Source organism: Paenibacillus kyungheensis (assembly GCF_028606985.1).
In the GTDB taxonomy this organism is placed as follows: domain Bacteria; phylum Bacillota; class Bacilli; order Paenibacillales; family Paenibacillaceae; genus Saccharibacillus; species Saccharibacillus kyungheensis.
In genome coordinates, this window is the sequence record NZ_CP117416.1 from 229,925 (window position 1) to 256,503 (window position 26,579).

Here is a 26,579-nt window from a genome sequence, read left to right on the forward strand (position 1 = left end):
CTTACCAGCGACGCCAAGAAAGAATAGATCCCCAAAGCGGTCTACCTATGTCCAGTTCCACTTCCAACCCCAACAAATCCAATGTTTAATTTCTACCATTATCCAAATATATTACTAATGATAACGCTATCAAAAATTTGAAATATAACAAAATCACAAATCCTTACAAAGATAGTCATACCGTATTCAAATTAAGAGGTGTTAAGATAAATATACCAAATGGTAAACGCTTTCAAAAAAAGAACAGGGGTTGAACACAAAATGAAAAAAATGATGTTTCTTTTACTAGCAACCGTTTTCATGTTATCTGCATGTTCCAGTAATTCGGGTAGCGGTGCAAGTTCTGATCCAGCTAAAAAAGAAATTACAGTATGGGCATGGGACCCTAACTTTAATATCGCAGCATTGAATTTAGCTAAAGAAAGATATATGGCAAAACACCCTGACGTAAAAATCAACATTGTTGAAAACGCTCAAGCGGATATCGTACAAAAATTAAACACAGGTTTGAACTCCGGTACAACAAAAGGTCTTCCAAACATTGTGTTGATCGAAGATTATCGTTCACAAAACTTCTTGCAAGCGTATCCAGATGCTTTCCGCGATATGTCTGATTCCATCAAAGGCACAGACTTCGCAGACTACAAAGCAGGCCCTACAAGCTACAACGGTAAACAATATGGAGTTCCATTTGATTCCGGTGTAACAGGTATGTACGTAAGAACAGATTACCTTAAAGAAGCAGGTTACACACCTGAAGATATGCAAGATATCGATTGGGATAAATTTATCGAAATCGGTAAAGCAGTTAAAGCTAAAACTGGTAAAGATATGCTAACTCAAGATCCGAATGATTTGGGATTGATTCGTGCAATGATCCAATCTGCTGGTTCTTGGTATCTGAAAGAAGACGGTAAAACTCCTAACATTGCAGGAAACGCAGCTTTGAAAGAAGCGATGGAAAACTACAAAGCAATGTTTGATGCAAATATCGTAAAAACAAACTCTGACTGGAGTCAATTCTTGGCTGCATTCAACAGTGGTGCTGTAGCATCTGTTCCTACAGGTAACTGGATTACACCTTCTATCAAAGCAGAAGCTTCACAATCTGGTAAATGGGCTGTTGTTCCATTCCCTAAATTGAAAGATACACCAAACTCTGTTCACGCATCTAACATCGGTGGTAGCTCATGGTATGTGATGAACGTTGATGGTCAAGATACAGCAGCAGACTTTATGAAAGAAACATTCGGTTCTGATAAAGAATTGTATCAAGATATGTTAAACAAAATTGGTATTATCGGTACGTTGAAATCTGCTTCTTCAGGTTCAGCTTATGACAAAGCAGATGAATTCTTTGGCGGACAAAAAATCTATGCTGACTTTGCAAAATGGACAACAGAAGTTCCTAACGTAAACTACGGTCTACACACGTATGCTATCGAAGATATCATGACAGTAGAAGTACAAAATTACCTTGCTGGTAAAGACATCGACTCCGTATTGAACGATGTTCAAGCTCAAGCAGAAGCTCAATTGAAATAAAATAGCATACTGTACCCGATCTGCTCAGGCAGTGGATAGAGAAAGCTTGCTGGGCGTAAGGCGATAGACACAGCAATGAAACCTTGGGCTTCGCCGTTCAAGGTTTTATTGCCGTATCTAAGCTATAAATAAAAAAAATAACCCACAAGCGATATAAAGGAGATGAAAGAAATGAAAGCAGCTCAACCTCAATCCAAGTTCGGCCCTCGTTTCAAAGCTGGCTTAACCGGATGGTTATTTATTGCAATCGCGGTTCTAATGATATGTGCGTTTTACTTTTATCCAATGATTCAAGCACTTATTCTTTCGTTCCAAACGGGAACAGGCTCTAATCTGAAATTTAACGGTATTGATAACTATGCTCGTTTATTTACAGATGATATGTTCTTGACTGCAGTAAAAAATACCTTTATTTATTTGATTTTCCAAGTGCCTTTAATGGTTGTGCTTGCTTTGTTTATCTCTGTATTACTGAACAACCCTCGTTTAAGATTTAAAGGATTTTTCCGTACAGCTATTTTCTTACCTTGTATTACATCGCTTGTTGCTTATTCCGTTGTATTTAAATATCTATTTTCTTCCGATGGCTTGGTCAATGCGTTGTTACTGAAATTGCATTTGATTGGTGCTCCGATTGAATGGATTGCTGATCCGTTCTGGGCAAAAGTAACAATTATTATCGCGATCACATGGCGCTGGACAGGGTATAACATGATTTTCTATCTATCTGGATTACAAAATATCGACAACTCTATTTATGAAGCAGCACGTATTGATGGTGCTTCCGCAATTCGTCAATTTTTCAGCATTACGATTCCTATGCTAAAACCTATTATTTTGTTCACATCGATCACATCGACAATTGGTACGCTGCAATTATTTGATGAAGTCGTCAATATTACCAAAGGTGGACCAGGTAATGCGACCACATCGATTTCGCAGTATATCTACAATCTGTCGTTCAAATATTCAGCAGACTTTGGTTATGCAGCAACTGTATCGTATTCTATCGTAATTATGATCATCATCTTAGCATTTATTCAATTCAGAGTGGCAGGTGATCGCAATGAATAAATCGAAAACGTTTTTCACTTATATTTTCTTGAGTATCGCCGCATTCATCTCTATTTTTCCATTTTTCTGGATGATCGTCAGCTCAACGAACCTTTCGGTAGACGTCACCAAAGGTAAATTGTTACCGGGTTCACATTTAATCGAAAACTTCCAAAAATTAACGAGTTCTGTAGATATTATGGGTGCTCTCGGAAACTCTGCTAAAATCTCGATCAGTACTACGATTCTAGCATTGTTAATCGCTTCTCTTGCAGGATATGGATTTGAAGTATACCGCAGTAAAGCGAAAGACATCGTATTTAACATTTTACTATTATCGATGATGATTCCTTTTGCAGCGATGATGGTTCCGTTATATCGGATGTTCGGTAAAATCAGTAATGTTGTACCAACGATCGGTATCGACACATTAGCATCAGTGGTTATTCCGACCGTAACAACAGCGTTTTTGATCTTCTTTTTCCGTCAAAGTACCAAGATGTTCCCGAAAGACTTGCTTGAAGCAGGTCGTATGGATGGTCTTACCGAGTTGGGATTATTCTTCCGTGTGTACATGCCAACGATGAAAACGAGTTATGCTGCTGCGGCGATTATTACGTTTATGTCGAGCTGGAATAACTACCTATGGCCTTTGGTTGTTTTACAATCGCCAGAAAATCAAACGATTCCGTTGTTAATTTCTAACTTGGGATCAAGTTATGCGCCAGATTATGGTGTGATCATGATCGCTATCGTATTCTCTACATTACCTACTGCAATTGTCTTCTTCGTAATGCAAAAACACTTCGTAGCAGGAATGGTTGGATCGGTAAAATAAATCTCCCAGTTGTGGAGATGGACTGTGGCTGTTGATGGGGACCGCTTCGTCTAAGGAATTGTCCTTGCCGCCGCTGGTAAAGATAAATGCTTTGAATGACTGCCAGGCAGTCGCATTTATCTTTAAAGGCGACGTTCAGGACAATTTCCTTAGACTCCGCTCCGCCGCATCACAGCCACTTTGCCACGTCCACAAGAAAGAGATTTCATTTTACTTCGAGTAGGTAGTAGGGGAGATTTAGAGAGTTAGGGATATAGGGATTAAGGATTGGGGAATTTTAAATTGGAATTTAGGATTTAGGATTAAAAGAATAAAAGAATAAAATAGTAAAAGATTTAAGGATGCAAGGGTTAAAAAGATTTTATGGTTTTGACTTGTTTGATGCTTTACGTTTATTTGATTTTGAGAGTAACGTGAAATGAATTAGTTTAAGATCAGCGGCATCATTATATCGATGCTAAAGCGAATAGCAATGCTAGAGCGAGACTAACATCATTATTTTATGCAATGAAAAAACCATATAGCCAAAGCGCATATGAGCTAAAAACTCCAAAGTGGTCATTTACTCTAAAGTAAGGATCTAAGGTTGAGGTTTTGGTTCTACTATGGAGACGCATTCAAATGGAGTAGCAGTTACATCTAGCGGAGGGGAATCGTTATTCTGAAAGGAGCCTTTAAAATTCGGATATCGACCACTTAGTGGTCTAATCAAGATATCCCAGTTTTACCAGCGGCGGCAAGAATAACGATTCCCCGGAGCGCTAGTCACTCTAAAACAAAGAAAAGTCGGGGGTATGGACATGAATCAACAAAAGCCTAGTTTGGACTGGTTAACCGATGTCAGTGTATTTGCTGTGAATCGCTTGAAAGCGTACTCAGATCATAAATATTATGAAACGTTAGAAGAAGCACAGACACGTGGCGATATGAAGCTTCGTTCTTCACTTAATGGTAATTGGAAATTCAACTATGCTACCAATCCAAGCACGCGTCCGCAAGGATTTCAAGAAACAGACTTTGCTTGCGACGGTTGGGGAGATATTACCGTTCCGGGTCATATTCAACTACAAGGTTATGGACAAATGCAATATGTGAATACAATGTATCCATGGGATGGACATGAAGATTTGCGTCCATTGTTCACATCAGAGACAGCTACAGTAGAAAATAGTCTGTCTACTCAATCGAATCCGGTCGGCAGTTATGTGAAGTACTTTACAGTGCCTCAACATTTACTAGAGCGTCCATCTGGAGATCAATCGCCTATCTATATTTCGTTTCAAGGGGTAGAGTCTGCTTTTTACGTTTGGCTTAATGGACAATTTGTCGGATATAGCGAAGATAGCTTCACACCGGCTGATTTTGATCTGACACCTTATCTTCAAGCAGGCGAAAATAAATTAGCAGTTGAAGTGTACCAACGCAGTACAGGTTCATGGTTAGAAGATCAAGATTTCTGGCGTTTCTCCGGTATTTTCCGTGATGTGTATTTGTATACTGTACCGTCTGTGCATGTTCGCGATCTTCATGTAAATGCTGGATTGGATGATGCTTATACGCAAGGTCAGTTGTCGGTACAATTAACATTAGAGCAAGCGATCTCGGCAAAAGCAATGATCGAAGTACAAGATGCGACAGGGGCTAATGTAAGTTCGCTTGAAGCTACATTTGTCGATGGAAAAGCAGAGCTTACTACCATTATTGATCATGTACATACATGGAGCGCAGAGCATCCGTATCTGTATACATTGTTGATTTCTATTTATGACGAATCCGGTCGTTTGGTAGAAGTGATTCCACAGAAATCAGGATTCCGCCGTTTTGAAATGATCAACAAAGTGATGTGCTTAAATGGTAAACGAATTGTGTTCAAAGGTGTCAACCGTCATGAGTTTAATGCTCGTACAGGACGCGCGATTACAGCAGAAGATATGCTATGGGATGTTCGCACAATTAAGCAAAACAATATGAATGCTGTAAGGACATCGCATTATCCGAACCAGACGCTCTGGTATGAGCTATGTGATGAGTATGGTCTGTATGTGATTGATGAGATGAACTTAGAAAGTCATGGTTCATGGCAGAAGATGGGCGCTGTTGAGCCATCCTGGAACGTTCCAGGTAATTTGCGAGAGTGGCAAGATATCGTTATGGATCGTGCGATCTCTATGGTAGAACGTGACAAAAACCATCCATCGATTCTGATCTGGTCTTGTGGTAATGAAGCATATGCAGGTGAAGTGATTCTGAATGTATCCAACTACTTCCGTACGACTGATCCTACACGTTTGGTTCATTATGAAGGTGTATTCCACAATCGTGATTATGATGCAACAAGTGATATGGAAAGCCGGATGTATGCCAAAGTGGCTGATGTGGAAGAGTATCTGAATAATGATCCGCAAAAACCATATATCAGTTGTGAATATATGCATGCAATGGGTAACTCGGTTGGAGGTATGTCTAAATATACGGATTTGGAACAGAAGTATGAGATGTATCAAGGTGGATTCATCTGGGATTATATCGATCAAGCAGTCATGAAAGAAGATCGTTATGGTAAAGAATATTTAGCATTTGGTGGCGATTATGATGATCGTGCTACCGATTATAATTTCTGTACAGATGGTATCGTATATGCCGATCGTAAAGTTTCTCCTAAAATGCAAGAAGTGAAATTTTTATACCAAAATATCAAACTTCTTCCTGATGTAAGTGCGATTACGATTGTAAATGAAAATGTATTTGTCGGCACTGATGCGTACAATCTCGTCTATAGCCTTCACCATGAAGGTGTAGAAGTATATACGAATACGATGCCTGTTCAAGTCAATGCACAATCACAAGCACGTATTGAATGGGTATTGCCAGATATGCATACTCAAGCAGGTGAGTATGTAATTCATGCGTCGCTTGTACTGAAAGAAGCAGAACTATGGGCAGAAGCTGGTTATGAAGTCGCATTTGGACAACATATTTTCCACGTGGAACAAAAAGAAGAATTTGCACTTCCTATAGGTACATTACGTGTAGCGCATGGTGATGTGAATATCGGTGTACATGGTACAGGATTTAGCGTGATGTTCTCTAAAGGAGCAGGTAGCTTAACTTCTCTACGTTATGGACAACGTGAAATGATCTCTATGCCACCCGCACCATTGTTCTGGCGTGCAACAACAGATAATGATAAAGGAACAGCTAGAGGATTCCATGCAGGGAACTGGTTTGCAGCTAGTCTAGCTCGTCAATGTGTAGGTATTGATGTGAATGAGCAAGCAGACCATGTAACGGTTACATTCCATTATGGATTCAGTATTCATGCTGATCTGAAAGTAACAACAACCTATACTGTGTATGGAGACGGAAGTGTGAAAGTACAGTCTACTTACAACGGTGCGACAGGACTTGCGAATCTACCGATCTTCGCTTTATCGTTCAAAGTACCGGCAGATTATGATCAATTGGACTGGTATGCGATGGGACCTGATGAGAACTATAGTGACCGCGCATTTGGTGCTCGTTTAACACATTTCCAGAATCAAGCATCTGATAATGTATCCGGTTATGTTGTACCGCAAGAATCCGGTAACCGCACAGGTGTACGTCGTGTGGATATTACCGATCAACGTAAACAAGGGATTCGGATTACAGCACCGTCGACAGCACCGGTAGAATGTAATATTTCGCCGTATACTGCTTTTGAATTAGAAAGTGCTTATCATCAATATGAATTGCCAAATGTGTACTATACGGTAGTTACTGTAGCTGGCAAGCAAATGGGTGTAGGTGGGGATGATAGCTGGGGTGCTCCTGTATTAGATGAGTATCAGATTCCTGCGGATCAACCGTTAGCATTCGAATTTACGATTCACCCGCTAGTCTAAATTAGATACAACCTAAAGGCTTTCCTTTCCGAACAATTATGTTCTGGATTAGGGAAGTCTTTTTTGATGAAAATTAACGCTAAAGAGCATTATCATTTACGAATTATTCACTCAAGATGTATTTTTTAAATAATTTGAGCAAAAAAGGTGCAATTCATATCATGGCAATAATGAAATGGGTTTCTTCTTAATCAGCTGCTTACTCCTTTGTCTATCTAGAGATATACTTCAACACTAACCTTGCGGTAGATTTTATTTGTTGGTCATCCTGTTAAGATTTAATTACAAGATGAAGTAGAGAACGAACGAGGGTAGTAGCATATTTTAACATTATATAATCAAAGGAGTGTTCATCATGCTTAATATGTCAACGCGTAGTTATATCATATTTACACTGGTTATTAACGGTCTTATTCCGTGGGGAGTCTATGTATGGCTGTCACTGTATGTAGGAGGACTAACTGCATTATCGATTGCGACGTTAATTCCTTTGGTTGATAATGTATTTCATTTTGCCAGACATCGGAAGATTGATGTATTCGGAGGTTTGATGTTACTAACTTTTGTGCTCTCATTGGTGATGGTATTGCTAGGAGGTAGTGAAAAGCTTCTTCTTTTGCGAGAATCAATGATTACAGGTGTAGTTGGTATCTTATTTTTGGGTTCATTATGGGTGGGCAAGCCACTTATTTATTATATAGCTAGTCGCTTTAGTACCATTTCAGATTTTGAGCAAAAATGGCAATATGCTTATTTCCGCAAAGTCATGCGTAATATGACACTGATCTGGGGCGTGCTACTTGTGCTAGAAGCTGGTACTAAAATAGTGATGGTCTACGAACTTAGTGTTATTCAGGTGCTTGCATTATCGAGTATCGTATCTTATAGCTTTATCGGTGCAGCTATTGGTGCGACTATCCTTTATCGCCGTAAAGCAGCAGTTAACATGAAGCAGCAACAATCTATTTCTTAGATCATTTCTGGATAGAAGCCTGTAAGATAGGGCTTCTTTTTTATGTGTATTTCCTCTATGATATTCACATTGTATATACAACAAGAATGAGATTAAAGTATCTATACTAAAGGAGAAATTCAATGACCGATCAGATCATCACCGTACAACAAGTATTAATAGCAGATACTCCCAAAAGCTTTATTACTCGAGAATTACCTTCGATTGCGGTAGAGCTAGCAGGTATTCCTGGCGATCGTCATTATGGATTATTACGCCCTGCTGATTCGAGACAGAAAATATATAAAAAAGGCACTCTGATTGCTAATCGCAGACAGATTAGTATTGTGTCTTATGAAGATTGTGAGCAGATTGCATTACGTATGAAATTGCCTGAAGTAAGACCTGAATGGCTAGGGGCTAATCTTATGATACGTGGATTCGATCAACTTACATATTTGCCAGCAGGAGCGAGATTGATTTTTCCTGATGGAACCGGTCTGATCTGTGAAGGGGAGAATCTGCCTTGTATTTTTCCAGGGAAAGTGATTGAAGAAGTATATGATATTCCCAAATTACGTTCCAAATTTGTACCGGCTGCCCGTAAATCAAGAGGTATTGTTTGTTCCGTAGAACGGGAAGGTACGATTTATCAAGGCGATACCGTACAGATTATCACAGCTCATTTATCCTAAGTAATACATTTGTAGACAGGAGGATTCTAACGTGAGTACCGAACTTCATTTGCCAACGATCGAATTATGGTGTGGAAAGACTGCTTTTGCGAAAGGGAAATCGTATTACCGTAATGGTAAAGTATCCTTCATTCAATATGATCAGCAATCTTCGATGTATCAAGCGATTGTGAATATTAGAGCTAAGCTGACTGAACAGGTTTCTATAAATGTGGATGAAGAAGGGGAAGTGTATGCTCAGTGTAGTTGCCCTTCGCTATCCTCTTATGATCATTATTGTCAGCATATTGCGGCGGTCTTAATTCATATCTATTATGCACAACAGCAAGGGATTGTACCTATTCTGGTAGAGTCCTCTGCGAAGCCTGAACGGTCTTTGGCTGAAGAAGAGCAAAAGGTAGATACTTCGCAAGAAGATAATCGTCAGATACAACAACAGCACAACGATGCACTACAATTAACCCGGCATATGCTTTCTTTATTTGCCGATCAAAAGCAACGTCCTAGTGGCAGTCGAACGTATTTCGAGACTCGAACAACTCTTCAAGTAGAATGGATCTGCAAGCCTATTGCTTACGGTAATCGGCAATACCGAATAGGCATCGAAATGAAAGTTGGACCCAAACGTGTCTATATTGTACAGCAGTTGATCGAATTTCTAGAGCATGTGAAGCGGCGGGAAAGTTATTATTTTTCCAAATCGTTCACATATGATCCTGAACTACATAGCTTTGCTCGTACAGATGATCGTCTTATTCAGCATATGCTCGATATTATTCAAGAAGAACAACAATACGGAAGCTGGGAAGCGCAAGGTGCGATTGCTGGATACCATCAACAGCATCAGCGGTTAGTATTAATTCCAGCTTCACACTGGAAAGAAATGCTTGAGCAATTGTCTCATGCATCATCCACTGCTTTGGAATATAACGGTCAGCAATGGGGTACAGTGATGCCAAGTCAGGAATCGTTGCCGATTCAATTTCAACTGGATCGTTATGAACCAGAATCCAATAAGGGTAGCAGAGATACAACATCTCTTAGCGCCCCACCCCGATATGAATTGCATGTAGAAGGGCTAGAGCACCTTATTGTACTGGAATGGTATGAAACGGTTATTTCTTATGGTCAATTGATTCATGTACCTGAGAACGAGTGTCAGCGTCTGAGTGAGCTTCAATCGATGTTGCAAGCGTCAGAGCAATATCGCACTCATCAGACGATGACTATTCCAGAAGAGCAATTAGAGCCTTTTATCGAGCAAGTGATTCCAGGATTGATGACATTAGGTCAGGTTCATATGACTCGCGCTGTTTCTGAATATATTGTACGTACTCCGCTCCAAGCACGATTGTATCTGGATCGTGTGCGAGATCGGCTATTAGCAGGGTTAGAATTTCAATACGGGCAGGTCACTATCAATCCGTTAGATCTACAAGTGCCTTCATTACCAGAAGGGCAGATTTTATTAAGAGATGGTAAGCAAGAAGAAGAGATTATGATGTTGTTGGACGAAGGTTCTTTTGTACAGACCGAAGGCGGTTATTTTTTGACAGATGAAGATGCTGAATATGAATTTTTGTATCATATTTTGCCTCGTCTGGAACAATGGGTCGAAGTGTATGCGACTTCAGCAGTTAAGGCCAGAGTATATAATCCTTTATCTGCACCCAAATTAAAAGTGAATACAGACCCGCGTCATGATTGGTTGGAATTGACTTTGGAGTTGGATGGTATAGCAGAGTCTCAGATTATAGAAGTGCTCAATTCGCTACGTGAACAACGGCGCTACCATCGTCTACCTAATGGAGCGTTATTACCTTTAGAACAACAAGAATTCCGCAAAATTATCGCTTTTATTCAGCAAACGGGTATGACGAAGTTTATGCCATTGGATCATGATCTGCTGGATCATACAACCAATGAAGAGCAGACCGGACAGTTGGTGATGCGGATGCCGCTCATTCAAGGACTCGCAGGGCTAGATCAAGAGTCAACGAACGAAAGTGTCCAGTTCGGCAAGTCGCTGCGTTTGTTGTTAGACAATATGCGTAACCCTGATCTACGTGAAGAGCATGTACCTGCACATTTAGCGCCTATTTTGCGGGATTATCAGCAGTATGGTTATCAATGGATGAGAACACTGGCTCATTATGGCTTCGGTGGTATTCTGGCAGACGATATGGGGCTTGGCAAAACGCTACAAAGTATTACTTTTCTAGCTTCTATGTTGTCTGATATCCGGCGTAGTGGTCAGCCTGCATTGATCGTAACGCCAGCTTCACTGATGTATAACTGGCAACATGAGATTCGGCGCTTTGCTCCTGAGATTCATATTTGTCTGATTGATGGAAGCAAAACGGAGCGTAATCGGCGCTGGTATCAATCGTTGCCACAGCAGTCGTCAGAACCCGAGGGGAGTGATCGACCTGCGGTGGATGTCATTATCACTTCCTATCCATTATTGCGTCGCGATCTAGAGCAAGTGTATCGATCTTCTTTTCACACGTTGATCTTAGATGAAGCACAGACATTCAAAAATGATCTTACTCAAGTTGCAAAAGCGGTCAAACAGATCAAAGCGCAGTATCGTTTTGCATTAACAGGTACACCGATAGAAAATTCGATCTATGAATTATGGGCAATTATGCATGTGGTATTTCCGCAACTATTAGGCGATAAAAAGTCATTTGCTGATCTGTCTAACGAAACGGTTGCTAAGCGGATTCGTCCATTTGTACTGAGACGATTGAAAAAAGATGTACTCAAAGAATTGCCTGACAAACAAGAACATATCCTGATCTCTGAATTATTGCCAGAGCAGAAAAAACTGTATGCTGCTTATCTAGCCAGACTACAACAAGATGCTTTGAAGCATTTGAATGACAAGGCTGTACCGCAAAATAAAATCAAAATTCTAGCAGGACTTACGCGTCTACGCCAATTGTGCTGTCATCCTGCTTTATTTGTACAGCAGTATGAAGGTGGATCAGCCAAGCTAGAACAGCTGTTAGAAATTGTGGAAGAAAGTCTGGATGCAGGCAAGCGATTGTTGATCTTTTCTCAATTTACCGAGATGTTGGGAATTATCGGACAGGAGCTCCAACAAGCGCAAGTTCCTTACTTTAATCTAGATGGAAGTACCCCTGTAGCGGAACGAGTAGAGTTATGTAATCGATACAATCAAGGAGAGCGTGATATCTTTTTAATTTCGCTCAAAGCAGGCGGAACAGGGCTTAATCTGACCGGAGCGGATACGGTAATATTATATGATCTATGGTGGAATCCAGCAGTAGAAGAACAAGCGGCTGATCGTGCTCACCGCATCGGACAGCAAAATACGGTGCAAGTGATTCGCTTGATTGCGCAAGGTACTGTAGAAGATAAAATGTTCGAATTGCAACAGACCAAAAAGCATTTGATTGATGAAGTGATTCAAGCAGGCACCGAACAACCTGCGTTAACAGCGTTAACCGAAGAAGAGATTCGCCAGATCTTAATGATCTGACGAATCTCTTTGTATAGTTAAGCCTGTATAACTTTAGTTATAAGCGTAGATTACGTGTGCATATGTGTGTTTAGACCTTCTACACCTGCAATAACGATAGAATGGTGAGCAAGTAGATCTAGATCATAAGGTGAATCTAATCGTTCACCAGCTTCATTATATAGAATCCGAATAATAGGACGTTGAGTAATCGATTTGTGAATATGCACAACAACACCTTTGAGACCATTGCTCAAAATGACAGTTAGACCGATCGGATAGATAGCGACCCGACTTTTGAAAACTTCCATCATATATTTATCATACATCGTGCCATATCCTGCATATAAGACTTCGAGCGCTTGATGAGGCAAAAGGGCAGAGCGGTACACACGACTTGTGGTCAATGCATCGTATGAATCAGCAATCGCGATCCATTTCGCATATTCATGGATATCCGGTTCGGTAATACCACGCGGGTAGCCACTTCCGTTCAATCGTTCATGATGCTGATAAGCGCAGTGGGCAGCCAGTAGCGGAATGCCTGGCTCGTCTTTTAACATTTTGTACCCGTATTCGGTGTGTAGCTTAATTTCTTCGTATTCCATATCGGTTAATCGCTCTGGCTTGGACAATATCGAATTAGGGATTTTGATTTTGCCAATATCGTGTAACAAAGAACCAATTCCAAGCACATGCAGTTCTTCTGTAGAATATCCATGTACTTTGCCAAGTAAAAGGGTATAAATGCATACATTTAAAGAATGATGGTATAGATATTGATCTTTGGCATTGATATTCAATAACATAATCATTACTTCAGGATCTGAGCTGATATCATTTAGAATCGAATCCACTACTCCTGAGAAGGAACGTCCAATTAAAGGGTAATTCTTTTTTTGGGCTTGAGGATCGATCAGACTGCGGAACCCGGTCTTTATTTCTTGTAACGCTTTATGACGAGTCTCAGAAGTAATAATATCTTTGACTACGATATCTTCAGTATCTGCATCTTGAATGTACACATAATCGAGACCATGATTATGTAATTTACGAATAATACCGCTTGTTAATTCGGAGTCTATAGCGAGGAGTACGACTCCTTCATCATTGTGTATTTTTTTGGCTAATCGCATTCCCGGCTGTAGGGAGGTAACAGGTATCAACCTCAATAGTAGTCACTTCCATCTATTATAGTTTAAGGTAACAATTCCACTTAGACTGTTAAGTATTGGCGTATAAGAACACCTTATTGAATAGTTCGACAATCATTATAAACATGGTAAAAAAACCTTCGAACCAGCCGGATAGATAAAGTTCGCTTCTGTTATTTCGGTTCGTGTCTATATTGTATAGGTAGGATTTCAATAAGTGATACGTAATCTTCAATTACTGGTAAAAGAAAATCACATCGGATTCCGTGCAAAATGGGTATATTCATTATATCGACACTTCATACTTATTTAATAAATTCTGAGAGCAAATTTGTGGGAAATCTTAAAAAAAACGTCTTACATTTGAAATAAAGACCTTTCACTAAGCTAGATGAATTATATAGGGATTTTTCAAAATGAACCAGAGAGATTATGGAAATCAATAACACAATTTTAGGAGGGTTTGATATGGAATTAGGATTGCAGGATAAATCTGTATTTGTGGCTGCTGCTAGTAAAGGATTGGGAAGAGCGAGTGCGCTTGAATTTGCAAGAGAAGGTGCCCGCGTAACGATTGCTAGTCGGAATATCGAACAGCTTCAAGAAGCTCAACAAGAGATTGCTTCGGCAACCGGGGTAACAGTAGACATTGTACAAATGGATGTGAATGATGCTACACAGATCCAATCGGCTATAGCACAAGTAATCGAACGCACAAGTCGGTTAGACGTATTGGTCACCAACGCTGGCGGGCCTCCAGGAGGAACATTTACAGATATGGAAGACGAGCACTGGCAACAAGCATTTGAACAAAATCTACTCAGTACGATTCGTCTGATTCGTGCGGCTTTACCAGCTCTACAATCTGATGGTGGTGGACGGATAGTCAATATTGCTTCCTCTTCTGTCAAACAGCCTATCGATGGATTGATTTTATCAAATGTTTTTCGTGCGGGTATTCAGGCACTAACCAAGACATTATCTTCGGAATACGGGCACAAAGGAATATTGATCAATACCGTAGCACCCGGACGGATTGCGACTGATCGAATCTTAGAATTAGACAGTAAGCGTGCAGCAGATCAGCAGATATCTGTAGAACAATTGCAAGCACAAGCTACTGCACAGATTCCACTTGGACGGATGGGAACGCCGGAAGAATTTGCACGTATGGTTGTATTTTACGGTTCGTTTGCCAATACGTATGTAACCGGACAGTCTCTGATCGTCGATGGAGGAACGATCCGGGCATTATAAGATTACATTTCATCCACATGTTCAGATTCCACGTATTCATACCGATAGATAGAGAGATCGATAATAGCCTGGATACCGAATTCTACACCTTCTTCTTCAAGTAGCATTTGTTGAAGAAAACGAGATTCATCGTCTGCTATAGCGATCTCTCCTTTACTATTGACCACTCTATGCCACGGAAGATCATACTTCTTACTCATCGAATGTAACACACGCACGACCTGTCTCGCAGCACGCGGACTTCCTGCTTCTGCGGCGATCTGTCCATAAGTCATTACTTTTCCGTACGGAATAGCTTGAATAATTCGAATAACATGTTTAGTAAATGGTTGCATTATACCTCTCCTATCTTTTTCTGTTAGCACCATAGACATAAAAAGCAAAAATCAGTTTTATAGGACTACATATTATAAAAAGTCGATTTTTTTGTTAATTTAATGTCGAAAAATGTAATAAATAAGCTTTTTTTATAATAAAAAGATTGATTTTAAGATATGTTGGGTATAAAGTCTTATACAAAAAGAAGGTCAAATGTACGAAATAAAGGTAACAGCATATGAGAGACAGCGTTTATTAAGCACGTTATTTTTGAATACACAATTTGCATTATTGAAGGAGACAACAAAATGTCTATATTTTCCCCTAGAAAAACAAGCCTTTCGTTACAATCAGTTATTGAAGCCAGTCAAAACGTTATCACCCAAATTCAACAACAAAAAGAGTTACCTCAATTAAATGTTAAAGATGCTTCCCCAGAAGTACAAGAATTAGTCAAACATATGAATAATGCCTTTGCATTATTGTACGATCAAAAGCAAGATATTTCACTACGTTTGGATCTAGTCACTGAAGCGATTCAAGTTGGATTATGGGATATGAATGTAGTTGCTGGTGATCCGGTGAATCCGAATAATAAATTTACCTGGACTGATGAGTTCCGTCATATGATCGGTTATCGTGACGAAAGTGATTTTCCGAATGTGTTAGATAGCTGGGCTTCTCTACTTCATCCCGATGAGCAACAATTTGTATTAGATGCTTTTGCCACGCATTTACTAGATCACTCCGGTCGTACTCCTTATGATATCGAATATCGCCTCAAATTAAAAAATGGACAATATCGTTGGTTCAAAGCTACAGGTACAACGATTCGTGATCGTCAAGGTGTGCCTTTACGTGTAGCAGGAGCACTATTTGATATTCATGACAAAAAGTTAAAAGAACAAGAGTTGCAAGCACTTGTTACGCGTTATGATCTGATCAACAAAGCATTGATCGAAGCACCATGGGATATGGAAGTCATTGCAGGCGATCCAGTTAACCCTAATAATGCCTTCTGGTGGTCACCACAATTTCGTTCAACACTGGGCTTCCAAGATGAGAAAGACTTCCCTAACGTATTAAGCAGTTGGAGCGATCGTCTACATCCAGAAGATAAAGAATATTCCTTGAATGCTTTTGCTGCTCACTTGAACGATCATACCGGACAGACTCCGTTCGCTATCGATTACCGTCTACAATTGAAAAATGGAGAATACCGCTGGTATCATGCAGGTGGAGCTACAGTTCGAGATAGCAAAGGATTACCGGTACGTGTAGCTGGAACGATTCGTGATATTACATTTGAAAAAAATAAAGATGTTGTTGTAGAAGGCATGAATAGCCGTATGCAACAATTGTCTCAGTCGATCAGTGAAATGACAACCGCTATGGCATCGGTATCTGAACAAGCACAAGAAGTCGCTTCGGCTCAAGAGAAATCAACAGAAGCGGCAAATGAAGCGAAAAACAGTGCAGATGAAACCAAAAACATTTCTACCTTTATTCGTGAAATTGCTAACCAAACGAATCTACTAGGATTGAATGCAGCAATCGAAGCCGCACGCGCAGGCGAATTGGGTATGGGATTTGCAGTAGTTGCCGATGAAGTCCGTAAGTTAGCTGTAAACAGTGCTTCTGCAACGGAGAATATCGAAACCAGTCTAAGCGATATGAAAGAGCTAATCGAACAGATTCTAGAGCATATCGGCAATATGACAACGATGACCCAGACTCAAGCAGCATTAACACAACAGGTGAATGCTTCGATGGACGAGATTAATCATATGGCAGAGTCGCTTGTTGATTTTGCGAAACAAATTTAATAGTAGACTAAAAGTTTTGGAATACAGTCTATATAAAATGAACTACGAAAAAGAGCGCTCTATAGAGTGCTCTTTTTTTATTTCTATATATGCTTATATTAGTCGATCATAATAATCTTCCATTGATCTTGTGGATCTTTTTCAAAATAGAATGTATATACTGCTTCCTTTTCTGCTGTATCTCCTGCAACGGTTAGTTGACCGTGTACAGGGACAAGGACACGTTTTCCTTCTTTCAATGCCGTATCAATATGTGTGAATGTCATTGTATTGTCGAGCAGATAGTCATGAGCGGTACCCATACCTGTATCTATAGATTGATGAAATTGTTCTATATCTTTAGATACTATCGCATCAATTGCTTTTTTTAACTTGTTGCTCATTGGATCATCTATTAGTGGATCGTTCACTTTATCCCAATTAATTTCATCGCTACTTGATGCTTTTGACTGCTTTGTTGCATCATTACTATTGTCAGAAGTCGCTGGTGCAGTTTCACTGGTCGCTTTTGGCATTGAAGATGGTTGTGATACTAATGGTTCGTTCCCACAAGCAGATAGCAAACTAACAGTAAAAGTTAACATAGCGAGCATACATTTCATTTTGTGTATAATCAACACATCCTTTCTAATAGATATAGACGAATTTCATCTGAAAAAGTACACACTGCATCTAATTATTTATATTATGACTCAAACTTATAGATGCTCAAACAAAAAAAGACCTGTACACCGCCTACTTTTCACAAAGTATCGGGATACAGGTCTTTTTGCTATTTATTCAAATCATTTTAAAATTAAATTACACTTGTTGAACTTTCAGTAAGTTCGTATTACCAGACTGTCCAATCGGTACGCCAGCAGATAATACGATTACATCGCCTTTGTTGATATAGCCTGTGTTGATGGCATTACGTGTAGCCGATTCAAACATTTCATCAGTTGTGCTTACTGCATCGCCTTTAACAGGGATAACACCGGACAATAGACATACTTTCGCCATCACTGATTCGTGTTGAGTAACTGCAAAGATCGGCGCTTGTGGGCGGTATTTGGAGATCATACGAGCGGTAAATCCACTCTCGGTCGAGATAATGATCGCTTTAGCCGCTAGTTCAAGCGAAGCACTTACAGCACTCTGGCTGATGACTTCGGTAATATTAGTAGAGTGTTCAGCTCTTTTTTTAGAAAATTGCTCGTAGTAATCGATCATCGTCTCAGCGCGTTGTGCAACAGCCGCCATCGTTTGAACGGATTGTACAGGATATTTACCTGCTGCGGATTCACCAGACAACATCACTACATCTGCGCCTTGCAATACCGCATTCGCTACGTCACTTACTTCTGAACGAGTTGGACGAGGATTCACTTGCATCGATTCAAGCATATGTGTAGCAACGATAACAGGTTTACCTGCAAGGTTACATTTATCGATCATTTCTTTTTGCATCATCGGTACGTCTTGAATCGGAACTTCTACCCCAAGATCACCACGAGCAACCATAATACCGTCAGAAGCGACGATAATATCGTTCAAGTTAGTCATACCTTCTTGGTTTTCGATTTTAGAATAGATTTGTACATGTTCTGCATTGTTTTCAGCTAGAATGCCACGAATTTCGCGAATATCGTCGCCTTTACGAACGAAAGAAGCAGCGATCATTTCGATTTTTTGTTCTAATCCGAAATGGATATGCATAACATCGCGTTCTGTTACTCCTGGCAATGTTGTATGAATTCCTGGTAAGTTTACACCTTTACGAGGCTTGAGTGTACCACCGCTAATAATATCGCAGAAGATATCGTTGCCTCTGATTTCACGTACATTCAGGTCTACCAGACCATCGTCGATCAGAATGCGGTCGCCTGCTTTAACGACTTCATTTAATTCAGCATAGTTTACGCCGATACGTTCAGCATCACCTAGAATTTCTTCTGTAGTCAAAATTAATTGTCCACCTGCACGTAATTCACAGGAAGCTTCTCTTAATTTACCAATACGGACTTCAGGTCCTTTGATATCCATCATAATCGGTACAAATGTATTTAATTCAGCCGCAGCTTGACGTACATTCTGGATACGCATTACATGATCTTCTAACTCACCATGAGCCATATTTAGACGAGCTACTGTCATGCCCGCTTTGATCATTTCTTTTAACATTTCTACAGAATCACAAGCAGGTCCCATCGTACAGATAATTTTAGTTCTAAGCATTGGTTATCCTCCTAGAAGCGATTTTATTTAGTTTACATTGGAATGATTTTCGCACAATAAAATAGATTAACGATTGCGTTTAATATACTTAACTGTACGAAAATCATAATGCATATTGGCGTATTTCTATATGCGAAAAAACACTTTTCATAAATTATTGTAACTGTAATACACACAGTATGCTATGAACTATAGTACAATGATTAGACTATAGTACACTAAAAGTATAAAAAAGGATGTCGGAAATAGTCATATGAGCGGAGTAGACGTGCAATAAAGGAGGAAAGTCAGAAATGTTAAAGATTGTTGATGTACAGGAGCATCACACAGTGAATTGGTACGAAAAAGATCATTTAACAGGACAGATCTATTGTCTCAGTCTGGTGACTTATGGCAAATGTGTATATTGGGTGAATGAGCAGAAGCAGATTATGGAAAAAGGCGAAATGCTACTGATTCCAGCTCATCTTGCTTATTATGGCAAAAGTATTCCAACGATGATGCATACCAAATTAGTGATTTATTTTCGAGTAGAGCAACCGGATCTAGATTTATCGATTTTGCATCAGCCCGAGCCATTAAGGCTCAAACTGGGCTGTTATGATCTCATTCATGAGAAATTGAAAATGATTATTTTGCAATGGACAGAACATACTCCATATTATGAGTTGATGACTGAAACGTTGTTAATGCAGTTGTTAATTGAGATTAGCCGGGAATATGATCAAAAGCTAATCAGTGGCGATAAGCATCAATTGGTCGATATGATGAAGCATTATATTCAACGTAATTATAACCACCGGATTACCAAAGAACAATTAGGCGAAGTGATTGAGCGAACGCCGAATTATGCCGCTAACCTATTCAAAAGTGTCACCAACCAGACGATCAGTGACTATGTACATCATCAGCGGATGAAGCGTGCTGTATATATGCTAACCGAATCTCAATTAACGATTGCTGAAATTGCAGAATTTTTGGGTTATCGTGATCTGTCTTACTTTTATCGTGTATTCAAGCGGATGATGGGTACTGTTCCTTCTGAATTGATGCATGATCGTCCACCGATCTTGTAAATCAAATACGACCAACTACAATCGTTCACGAGTCTGCTTGGGCGATTGACCGATCACTTTTTTGAACATTTTAGAAAAAAGAAAAGGATCGGTATACCCGACCGAACGAGAAATATCGCTGATCGATAACTGACTATGATGAAGTAATTCTAACGCTCGTTTCATACGATATTCGATCATAAATTGTTGCAGAGATACGCCTAATTCTGCTTTGAAAAGCCCTGATAAATACGTACGATCCAGACCGACAGCCGCAGCAATATCCAGTACACTGATCTTTTGACTATAACTGTTTTCGATATATTCTATCGCTTGTTGCAGATAACGTTCTCTCGAAGGCGTGACCCGTATAGGGGTAGTCGATACTGGAGCACAAGCGATCAATTCATAGATTAACTGATACAACATACCTTGCGCATAGACATCTTCGCCTGGTTCATTGTAAGCCGCTAACAGTTGATCATAGAAATGCTGGAACCATGCTCTACCCTGACTATCGTATACAGGATGATCGAGGGTAAGATGTGCGCGCTGCATTAATGATTTGGCGTTGATTCCTTTGAATCCTATCCACGTATAGACCCACGGATCATCAGCATCGGCTTCATAATTCATAATAGTATCGGGAAAAATCAAAAATCCCTGTCCTGCTGTAAGAGAATATTCTTTGTCCTGAATACGCAAAACACCTGATCCGCTATGGATATAATGAAGAATATATGAATCCCTAACTCCTGGCCCCCACGCATGGCTTGCTGTACATTGTTCTGTTCCGAAAAATAATAAATTCAAATCCATCGGCGGATAAGATACGGAATGCGTGTAATGCGTATACGGTAAATGGTGAAGCAACATAATATCGATTCCTTTCCACAACACAATCTCTATCTATATATCATTAGTATATCGTACATACATCCTTTAGAGATATAAATATAAAATGGGATTATGCCATGTTTATGATCGTTTACTCTATGTTTTTATAAAGCGCTTACCTCTATAGTTAACTGTATCAAAGCAGTCTAATAAGGGATACCTATGGAGGAGTGATCACGATGTCTAAAATTACGTTTATCGGTGCAGGAAGTACAGTATTTGTCAAAAACGTATTAGGTGATGTAATGCTTACACCTGCACTACAAGGATTCGAACTGGCTTTATACGATATTGATGTGAACCGACTACAAGAGTCCGAAAATCTATTAACCAGTATCAAAAACACAGTAGGAAGTACATGTAATATAGTAACGTATACCGATCGCAAAGAAGCATTACGTGGAGCAAAATATGTGATTAATGCGATTCAAGTGGGTGGATACGATCCATGTACAATAACGGATTTTGACATCCCTACAAAGTACGGTTTGCGCCAAACGATAGCAGATACATTAGGTATTGGAGGGATTTTCCGTAATCTGCGTACAATTCCGGTGATGCTTGAATTTGCACAAGATATGCGTGAAGTCTGTCCGGATGCTCTATTTTTGAATTATACGAATCCAATGGCGGTATTAACAAATGTGATGAACACTTACGGAGGCATTCAGACTGTGGGATTATGCCATAGTGTACAGCAATGTATTCCGAACTTATTTGATGCGCTGGGTATAGATCAAACAGGTATTCAAGCGAAAATTGCAGGTATTAATCATATGGCATGGCTATTAGAAGTCACGCGAGATGGAGTAGACTTGTATCCTGAGATCAAACGACTTGCCGCTGAAAAGCAAAAAACCAAACATGATGATATGGTGCGTTTTGAGTTGATGTTGAGATTTGGGTATTATGTGACCGAGTCTTCTGAACACAATGCAGAATATCATCCGTATTTTATCAAACGTCAATATCCTGAACTGATCGAAAAGTTCAATATTCCATTAGATGAATATCCACGCCGTTGTGTAGAGCAGATCAAAGGGTGGAATGATATGAAAGAACAGCTATTTGCAAGTGAACATATTCAGCATACACGTAGTCTGGAATATGCTTCTTATATTTTAGAAGCGATCGAGACCAATACACCTTATAAAATTGGAGCTAATGTAATGAATACCGGTCTGATTCCGAATTTGCCGACTGAAGCATGTGTTGAAGTGCCTTGTCTGGTGGATGCTTCAGGAGTTACGCCTACGTACGCAGGTCATCTTCCACCACAATTAGCTGCACTGAATCGTACGAGTATTAACACGCAGTTGTTGACAATTGAAGCAGCGATTACAGGTAAAAAGGAACATATTTATCATGCAGCTATGCTTGATCCTCATACATCTGCCGAGTTTTCGATAGACGATATTGTAGCGCTGTGTGATGAATTGATTGAAGCACATGGAGATTGGTTGCCTCAGTATAGCTAAAAAAAGGTAAACAGAAATATAGGTAAAGTGGTACTCCTAGTGTGAACAGGCATGGTATGATGGATGCTAACATCACTTTTAAGAACACAGGAGATATTACAAATGATGAGTAAAAAATCTTGGTCGTTGTCGTTGCTCAGCGTGTTACTACTATATATAGGTCTAATTCCGACAGTGTACGGAGCCAGTGCAACATCTACATCATCTACAGACCTATGCTCGGCTACTACCAAAGTCCGCAAACATTATATTAATGTCTCTGTAGCTACGCTGTGGAAACAACCAGGTCTGGAACGTGCGATAGACGCACCTTCATTATCCAATCCGGTCGATATGAAAAAGTGGACATCCGCAATGTCTTCTGTCACGCAACGCAGATGGTTAACAGGCAAAACAGAAACTCAAGCTTTATATGGTCAAGAAGTACGTATGTTGCAAGTAAAAGGCGAATGGGCGCAAGTTGCTGTAGTCGGACAATCCACACCGAAAAGCAAATACGGCTATCCTGGCTGGTTGCCTAAAGCACAGGTAAGCACATTAAGTACTATGGATTATAGCAAATGTCCGATAGCGATTGTGAGTGCAAAAACAGCTTATGTCTACAAAGCAGATCAAACCACCAAAAGTGTAGAAGTTAGCTTTAACACACGTTTTCCAGTGATTGCGCAAGCTGGCAATTGGATTCAAGTCTGGACACCTAATGAGAATAAAGCATGGATGAAACAATCAGATCTAGTGTTATACGATTCATTACAGGATATAGCGAAGCCTACCGGTGCTGATCTGGTAGCGACAGGTAAGCAATTTCTAGGATTGCCTTATCTGTGGGCAGGCATATCTGCGTATGGATTCGATTGCTCTGGATTTACATCAACAGTATATGGTTATTATGGTATTGCTTTACCTCGTGATGCATCTGCACAGATCAAAGAAGGTACAGCAGTAAGCTGGAACCAGTTACAACCAGGTGACCTTATGTTTTTCGCTACAAATAATGGTAAAGGCAGTGTTCATCATGTCTCTATGTATATCGGCAATGGACAAATGATGCACTCACCCAAAGCAGGGAAAACAGTAGAAATCATTTCTATCCATACCAGTGCATATGCTAAAGAATTTGCAGGTGCTCGTAGATACCTTGATTAACATATTGCTTAAAATAAAAGATTAGTTAGAACTCTATGCCTTGTATGAGGTATAGAGTTCTTTTGTTTTCAATCAGTATAAAAATATAAAATAATATAATTCATATAAATATTAATTAATTACATATAAATAAATATTTGGCTTGAAATAATCAAAAATACACTATATTATCTTTGTAAGCGTTCTAATTAGTGAAAATATACAAAAAAATGATTGTAGATTACATCATAAGAGGTAATAAATATATTAACTATTAAACATCTTTTTATACAAAGGAGATCAAGTAATGACAAAAAATATGTGGACCAAAACAAGTCTACTGGCATTAACTGCTGCACTGCTTTTACCTGTAGGGCCGACATGGGCAAGTGATAGTGGTAGTCATCTATCAGCATCTGAGTCGGTACGTACAACAAGTGACAGCGCAAATAAACAAATAGCGCCTACGTATCAGGAAGCTTCTGTGCATGATCCGTCTGTGATTCGTGTAGGCGATGAGTTTTATATTTTTGGCTCCCATTTAGCATCTGCCAAGTCTAGCGATCTTATGAACTGGCAAATGATTTCTTCCGGTGTAGCTAACGGCAATCCGTTGATTCCTAATGTAAAAGAAGAACTAAAAGAAACGTTTGATTGGGCACAGTCAGATACACTATGGGCTGCGGATGTGATCCAGTTAGCAGACGGTAAATTCTATATGTATTACAACGCATGCAAAGGCGATTCTCCTCGTTCTGCACTCGGTGTAGCAGTCTCGGATAATATCGAAGGGCCTTACAAAGATCAAGGTATTTTCCTCAAATCAGGGATGTGGGGCGAAGCGGGAGCAGGCGGTACGATCTATGATGCAACTAAAGATCCGAATGCTGTCGATCCCGATACCTTTTTCGATAAAGAAGGCAAGTTATGGATGGTCTATGGTTCATACTCTGGCGGTATCTTTATTCTGCAATTAGATCCAGTGAGTGGTAAGCCACTTCCAGATCAAGGATATGGCAAAAAGTTAATCGGTGGTAATCACAGTCGTATTGAAGGGCCGTATATGCTGTATAGCCCTGAGACAGATTATTACTATTTATTTTTATCGTTTGGCGGACTGGATTCATTCGGTGGCTACAATGTGCGGATTGCTCGTTCTCACAATCCAGATGGCCCTTTTTACGATGCGCAAGGTAATGATATGACCAATGTACAAGCTGATCCTTCCAAGCCATTATTTGATGATGCTTCGATAGCACCTTATGGTGTGAAGATTATGGGGAATTATCAGTTTGAACGTGAAATTGGTGATCCAGGTCAAGGCGTTGGAGCTAATGCAGTCTCTCCAGGGCATAACTCTGCTTATTATGATAAGCAAACAGGCAAGTATTTTCTTATTTTTCATTCTCGATTTGTAGATCGTGGGGAAGAACATGAAGTGCGTGTGCACGAGATGTTTATGAATGATAAAGGTTGGCCTGTTGTTGCTCCTTACCGTTATGCAGGCGAACAAAATGTTGCTTCACCAGTCAAAGCTAGCGATATTGCAGGTGAATATCAATGGATTACACAGGATAAAGAAATCAGCGCCAATGTACATTCATCGGTATCTGTTGAGTTACAAGATAACGGTAAGATTACAGGGGCAGTACAAGGTACATGGACATTACAAGATGATCATAACGTACAAATCAATATAGATGGTGTGGAATATAATGGTGTCTTCCTCCACGAGACAAACCCGCAATCAGGTGATACAACGCTGACACTCACAGCATTATCGGAAAGTGGTATAGGTGTGTGGGGTAGCCAGATGGCACCCAGAAAAGACAAGCAATTCGTATCCGCTGTGGACAAAGATCTGGATCTCGGGGATATTAGCGCTGTGTTCTATAATCTTGATCTACCTGATAAAGGTACGCATAACACGCAGATCACATGGAAATCGTCCAAGCCAGATATCATTTCAGACAAAGGTGTGATCAAACGTCCTGAAGCAGGCAAAGGCAATGCCAAAGTGACGATGATTGCAACAATCACCAAAGGCGATGCAAAAAAGAACAAAAATTTTAAAGTGACTGTGCTAGAACAAGGGCGTGGGCCTTTGTTAGGTCAGTATGATTTTAACCAGACATCAGGTACAACTGTACAAGACAACACTTATAATCATTATGACGGAACACTTCATCATGGAGCCAGTTGGAGCACCGCAGGTGTACAAGGTGGAGCCGTAGCACTGAATGGAGCGGACGGATATGTACAATTGCCGGGTACAGTGACGGATGGACAAGACTTTACGTTTGCAGGTTGGGTGAACTGGCAAGGCGGAGCTGCATGGCAACGTATTTTGGATTTTGGCGATGGCATGAATAGCTTTATGTTTTTGACACCTTCTCAAGGGACAGGGATGCAGTTCACTATTCATCAGCAAAATACCGACCAGAATCTAATCACTTCAACACCGCTTCCGCTTCATCAATGGGTGCATGTAGCTGTTACGATTGAAGGAAATACAGGAAAGTTATATGTAAATGGAAAGTTATCTGCGACCAATGACAACATGACATTTAATCCAAGTGATTTGATGACACGCGAAGCTTATTTAGGCAAAAGCCGATTTGCAGCAGATGCGTACTTTAAAGGGATGATGGATGAAGTGCGAGTTTATAATAAAGCATTAAGCGAAGCAGAAATTCAAGTATTAGCCAAATAAAAAGTACAACTTACAACATCTAAGGATACAAAGAGATGGAGTACAATCAGCAGTAAGTTAAATCGATATACAATCTTTATCCCAA

At 39.9% G+C, this 26,579-nt stretch carries 18 protein-coding genes; 13 read left to right on the plus strand and 5 right to left on the minus strand.

The genetic code is table 11. From position 1 onward, the window contains the following. The first annotated feature begins 261 nt into the window (after positions 1-261). From PQ456_RS01020 to PQ456_RS01050, 7 genes are all read left to right on the plus strand, one after another. Positions 262-1,545 (plus strand): ABC transporter substrate-binding protein, encoded by a 1,284-nt coding sequence (locus tag PQ456_RS01020; RefSeq protein ID WP_273614445.1) that lies wholly within the window; start codon positions 262-264, stop codon positions 1,543-1,545. A 171-nt stretch (positions 1,546-1,716) separates the two neighbouring features. After that, on the plus strand, positions 1,717-2,619 hold the full coding sequence (locus PQ456_RS01025; RefSeq protein WP_273614446.1) for a carbohydrate ABC transporter permease: 903 nt from the start codon (positions 1,717-1,719) through the stop codon (positions 2,617-2,619). Continuing rightward, positions 2,612-3,436, plus strand: a complete 825-nt coding sequence (locus PQ456_RS01030) for a carbohydrate ABC transporter permease (RefSeq protein ID WP_273614447.1) — start codon at positions 2,612-2,614, stop codon at positions 3,434-3,436. The genes PQ456_RS01025 and PQ456_RS01030 overlap by 8 nt, the downstream gene beginning before the upstream one ends. Positions 3,437-4,236: 800 nt before the next feature. Then, positions 4,237-7,320 (plus strand): beta-galactosidase, LacZ type, encoded by a 3,084-nt coding sequence (gene lacZ / locus PQ456_RS01035; RefSeq protein ID WP_273614448.1) that lies wholly within the window; start codon positions 4,237-4,239, stop codon positions 7,318-7,320. Between the two features lie 355 nt (positions 7,321-7,675). Further along, on the plus strand, positions 7,676-8,293 hold the full coding sequence (locus PQ456_RS01040) for a VC0807 family protein (RefSeq protein WP_273614449.1): 618 nt from the start codon (positions 7,676-7,678) through the stop codon (positions 8,291-8,293). A gap of 122 nt (positions 8,294-8,415) precedes the next feature. Next, the gene (locus PQ456_RS01045; protein ID WP_273614450.1) at positions 8,416-8,967 is read left to right on the plus strand and encodes an MOSC domain-containing protein; all 552 of its coding nucleotides are present in this window, start codon (positions 8,416-8,418) and stop codon (positions 8,965-8,967) included. Between the two features lie 31 nt (positions 8,968-8,998). After that, on the plus strand, positions 8,999-12,475 hold the full coding sequence (locus PQ456_RS01050) for a DEAD/DEAH box helicase (protein ID WP_273614451.1): 3,477 nt from the start codon (positions 8,999-9,001) through the stop codon (positions 12,473-12,475). A 50-nt stretch (positions 12,476-12,525) separates the two neighbouring features. Here PQ456_RS01050 and PQ456_RS01055 read toward each other — a convergent pair whose 3' ends face one another. Next, a complete protein-coding gene (locus PQ456_RS01055) occupies positions 12,526-13,626 on the minus strand; it encodes an HD-GYP domain-containing protein (RefSeq protein WP_273614452.1) in 1,101 nt (366 codons plus the stop codon). Positions 13,627-14,076: 450 nt separating this feature from the next. Between PQ456_RS01055 and PQ456_RS01060 the strand changes: the two genes are divergently transcribed. Then, on the plus strand, positions 14,077-14,865 hold the full coding sequence (locus PQ456_RS01060; protein WP_273614453.1) for an SDR family oxidoreductase: 789 nt from the start codon (positions 14,077-14,079) through the stop codon (positions 14,863-14,865). A 2-nt stretch (positions 14,866-14,867) separates the two neighbouring features. Here the strand turns inward: PQ456_RS01060 and PQ456_RS01065 are convergent, their stop codons facing one another. Next, on the minus strand, positions 14,868-15,200 hold the full coding sequence (locus PQ456_RS01065; RefSeq protein ID WP_273614454.1) for an MGMT family protein: 333 nt from the start codon (positions 15,198-15,200) through the stop codon (positions 14,868-14,870). A gap of 297 nt (positions 15,201-15,497) precedes the next feature. Between PQ456_RS01065 and PQ456_RS01070 the strand changes: the two genes are divergently transcribed. Continuing rightward, complete coding sequence (locus PQ456_RS01070) at positions 15,498-17,009, plus strand: methyl-accepting chemotaxis protein (protein ID WP_420540656.1); 1,512 nt, start codon at positions 15,498-15,500, stop codon at positions 17,007-17,009. Positions 17,010-17,107: 98 nt separating this feature from the next. On the opposite strand, the gene PQ456_RS01075 is transcribed toward PQ456_RS01070, so the two are convergent. Together PQ456_RS01075 and pyk are read right to left on the minus strand one after the other, a co-directional pair. Next, the gene (locus tag PQ456_RS01075) at positions 17,108-17,626 is read right to left on the minus strand and encodes a hypothetical protein (protein ID WP_273614456.1); all 519 of its coding nucleotides are present in this window, start codon (positions 17,624-17,626) and stop codon (positions 17,108-17,110) included. Positions 17,627-17,810: 184 nt separating this feature from the next. Continuing rightward, the gene (gene pyk / locus PQ456_RS01080) at positions 17,811-19,226 is read right to left on the minus strand and encodes a pyruvate kinase (protein WP_273614457.1); all 1,416 of its coding nucleotides are present in this window, start codon (positions 19,224-19,226) and stop codon (positions 17,811-17,813) included. A 293-nt stretch (positions 19,227-19,519) separates the two neighbouring features. Between pyk and PQ456_RS01085 the strand changes: the two genes are divergently transcribed. Continuing rightward, entirely contained in the window at positions 19,520-20,302 is a 783-nt protein-coding gene (locus PQ456_RS01085; RefSeq protein ID WP_273614458.1) for a helix-turn-helix transcriptional regulator, read from the plus strand. 15 nt (positions 20,303-20,317) lie between these two features. Here the strand turns inward: PQ456_RS01085 and PQ456_RS01090 are convergent, their stop codons facing one another. Beyond that, positions 20,318-21,157: an AraC family transcriptional regulator gene (locus PQ456_RS01090; RefSeq protein WP_273614459.1), complete on the minus strand. Its 840-nt coding sequence runs from the start codon at positions 21,155-21,157 to the stop codon at positions 20,318-20,320. Positions 21,158-21,357: 200 nt separating this feature from the next. Here PQ456_RS01090 and melA point away from each other — a divergent pair, with 200 nt between their 5' ends. The 3 genes from melA to PQ456_RS01105 all read left to right on the plus strand — a co-directional run bounded on the left by melA (position 21,358) and on the right by PQ456_RS01105 (position 26,494). Then, positions 21,358-22,656, plus strand: coding sequence for an alpha-glucosidase/alpha-galactosidase (gene melA / locus PQ456_RS01095; RefSeq protein WP_273614460.1), 1,299 nt, complete (start codon positions 21,358-21,360; stop codon positions 22,654-22,656). A 105-nt stretch (positions 22,657-22,761) separates the two neighbouring features. Next, positions 22,762-23,802: a C40 family peptidase gene (locus PQ456_RS01100; protein ID WP_273614461.1), complete on the plus strand. Its 1,041-nt coding sequence runs from the start codon at positions 22,762-22,764 to the stop codon at positions 23,800-23,802. Between the two features lie 286 nt (positions 23,803-24,088). Then, positions 24,089-26,494 carry an arabinan endo-1,5-alpha-L-arabinosidase AbnB gene (locus PQ456_RS01105; RefSeq protein WP_273614462.1) on the plus strand — a complete coding sequence of 802 codons (2,406 nt, stop codon included), beginning with the start codon at positions 24,089-24,091 and terminating at the stop codon, positions 26,492-26,494. Positions 26,495-26,579: the final 85 nt, after the last annotated feature.

Coding starts and splice junctions, on each gene's coding strand:
- PQ456_RS01020 (WP_273614445.1), top strand. CDS start 262: ATGAAAAAAATGATGTTTCTTTTACTAGCAACCGTTTTCATGTTATCT.
- PQ456_RS01025 (WP_273614446.1), top strand. CDS start 1,717: ATGAAAGCAGCTCAACCTCAATCCAAGTTCGGCCCTCGTTTCAAAGCT.
- PQ456_RS01030 (WP_273614447.1), top strand. CDS start 2,612: ATGAATAAATCGAAAACGTTTTTCACTTATATTTTCTTGAGTATCGCC.
- lacZ (WP_273614448.1), top strand. CDS start 4,237: ATGAATCAACAAAAGCCTAGTTTGGACTGGTTAACCGATGTCAGTGTA.
- PQ456_RS01040 (WP_273614449.1), top strand. CDS start 7,676: ATGCTTAATATGTCAACGCGTAGTTATATCATATTTACACTGGTTATT.
- PQ456_RS01045 (WP_273614450.1), top strand. CDS start 8,416: ATGACCGATCAGATCATCACCGTACAACAAGTATTAATAGCAGATACT.
- PQ456_RS01060 (WP_273614453.1), top strand. CDS start 14,077: ATGGAATTAGGATTGCAGGATAAATCTGTATTTGTGGCTGCTGCTAGT.
- PQ456_RS01065 (WP_273614454.1), bottom strand. CDS start 15,200: ATGCAACCATTTACTAAACATGTTATTCGAATTATTCAAGCTATTCCG.
- pyk (WP_273614457.1), bottom strand. CDS start 19,226: ATGCTTAGAACTAAAATTATCTGTACGATGGGACCTGCTTGTGATTCT.
- PQ456_RS01085 (WP_273614458.1), top strand. CDS start 19,520: ATGTTAAAGATTGTTGATGTACAGGAGCATCACACAGTGAATTGGTAC.
- PQ456_RS01090 (WP_273614459.1), bottom strand. CDS start 21,157: ATGTTGCTTCACCATTTACCGTATACGCATTACACGCATTCCGTATCT.
- melA (WP_273614460.1), top strand. CDS start 21,358: ATGTCTAAAATTACGTTTATCGGTGCAGGAAGTACAGTATTTGTCAAA.
- PQ456_RS01100 (WP_273614461.1), top strand. CDS start 22,762: ATGAGTAAAAAATCTTGGTCGTTGTCGTTGCTCAGCGTGTTACTACTA.
- PQ456_RS01105 (WP_273614462.1), top strand. CDS start 24,089: ATGACAAAAAATATGTGGACCAAAACAAGTCTACTGGCATTAACTGCT.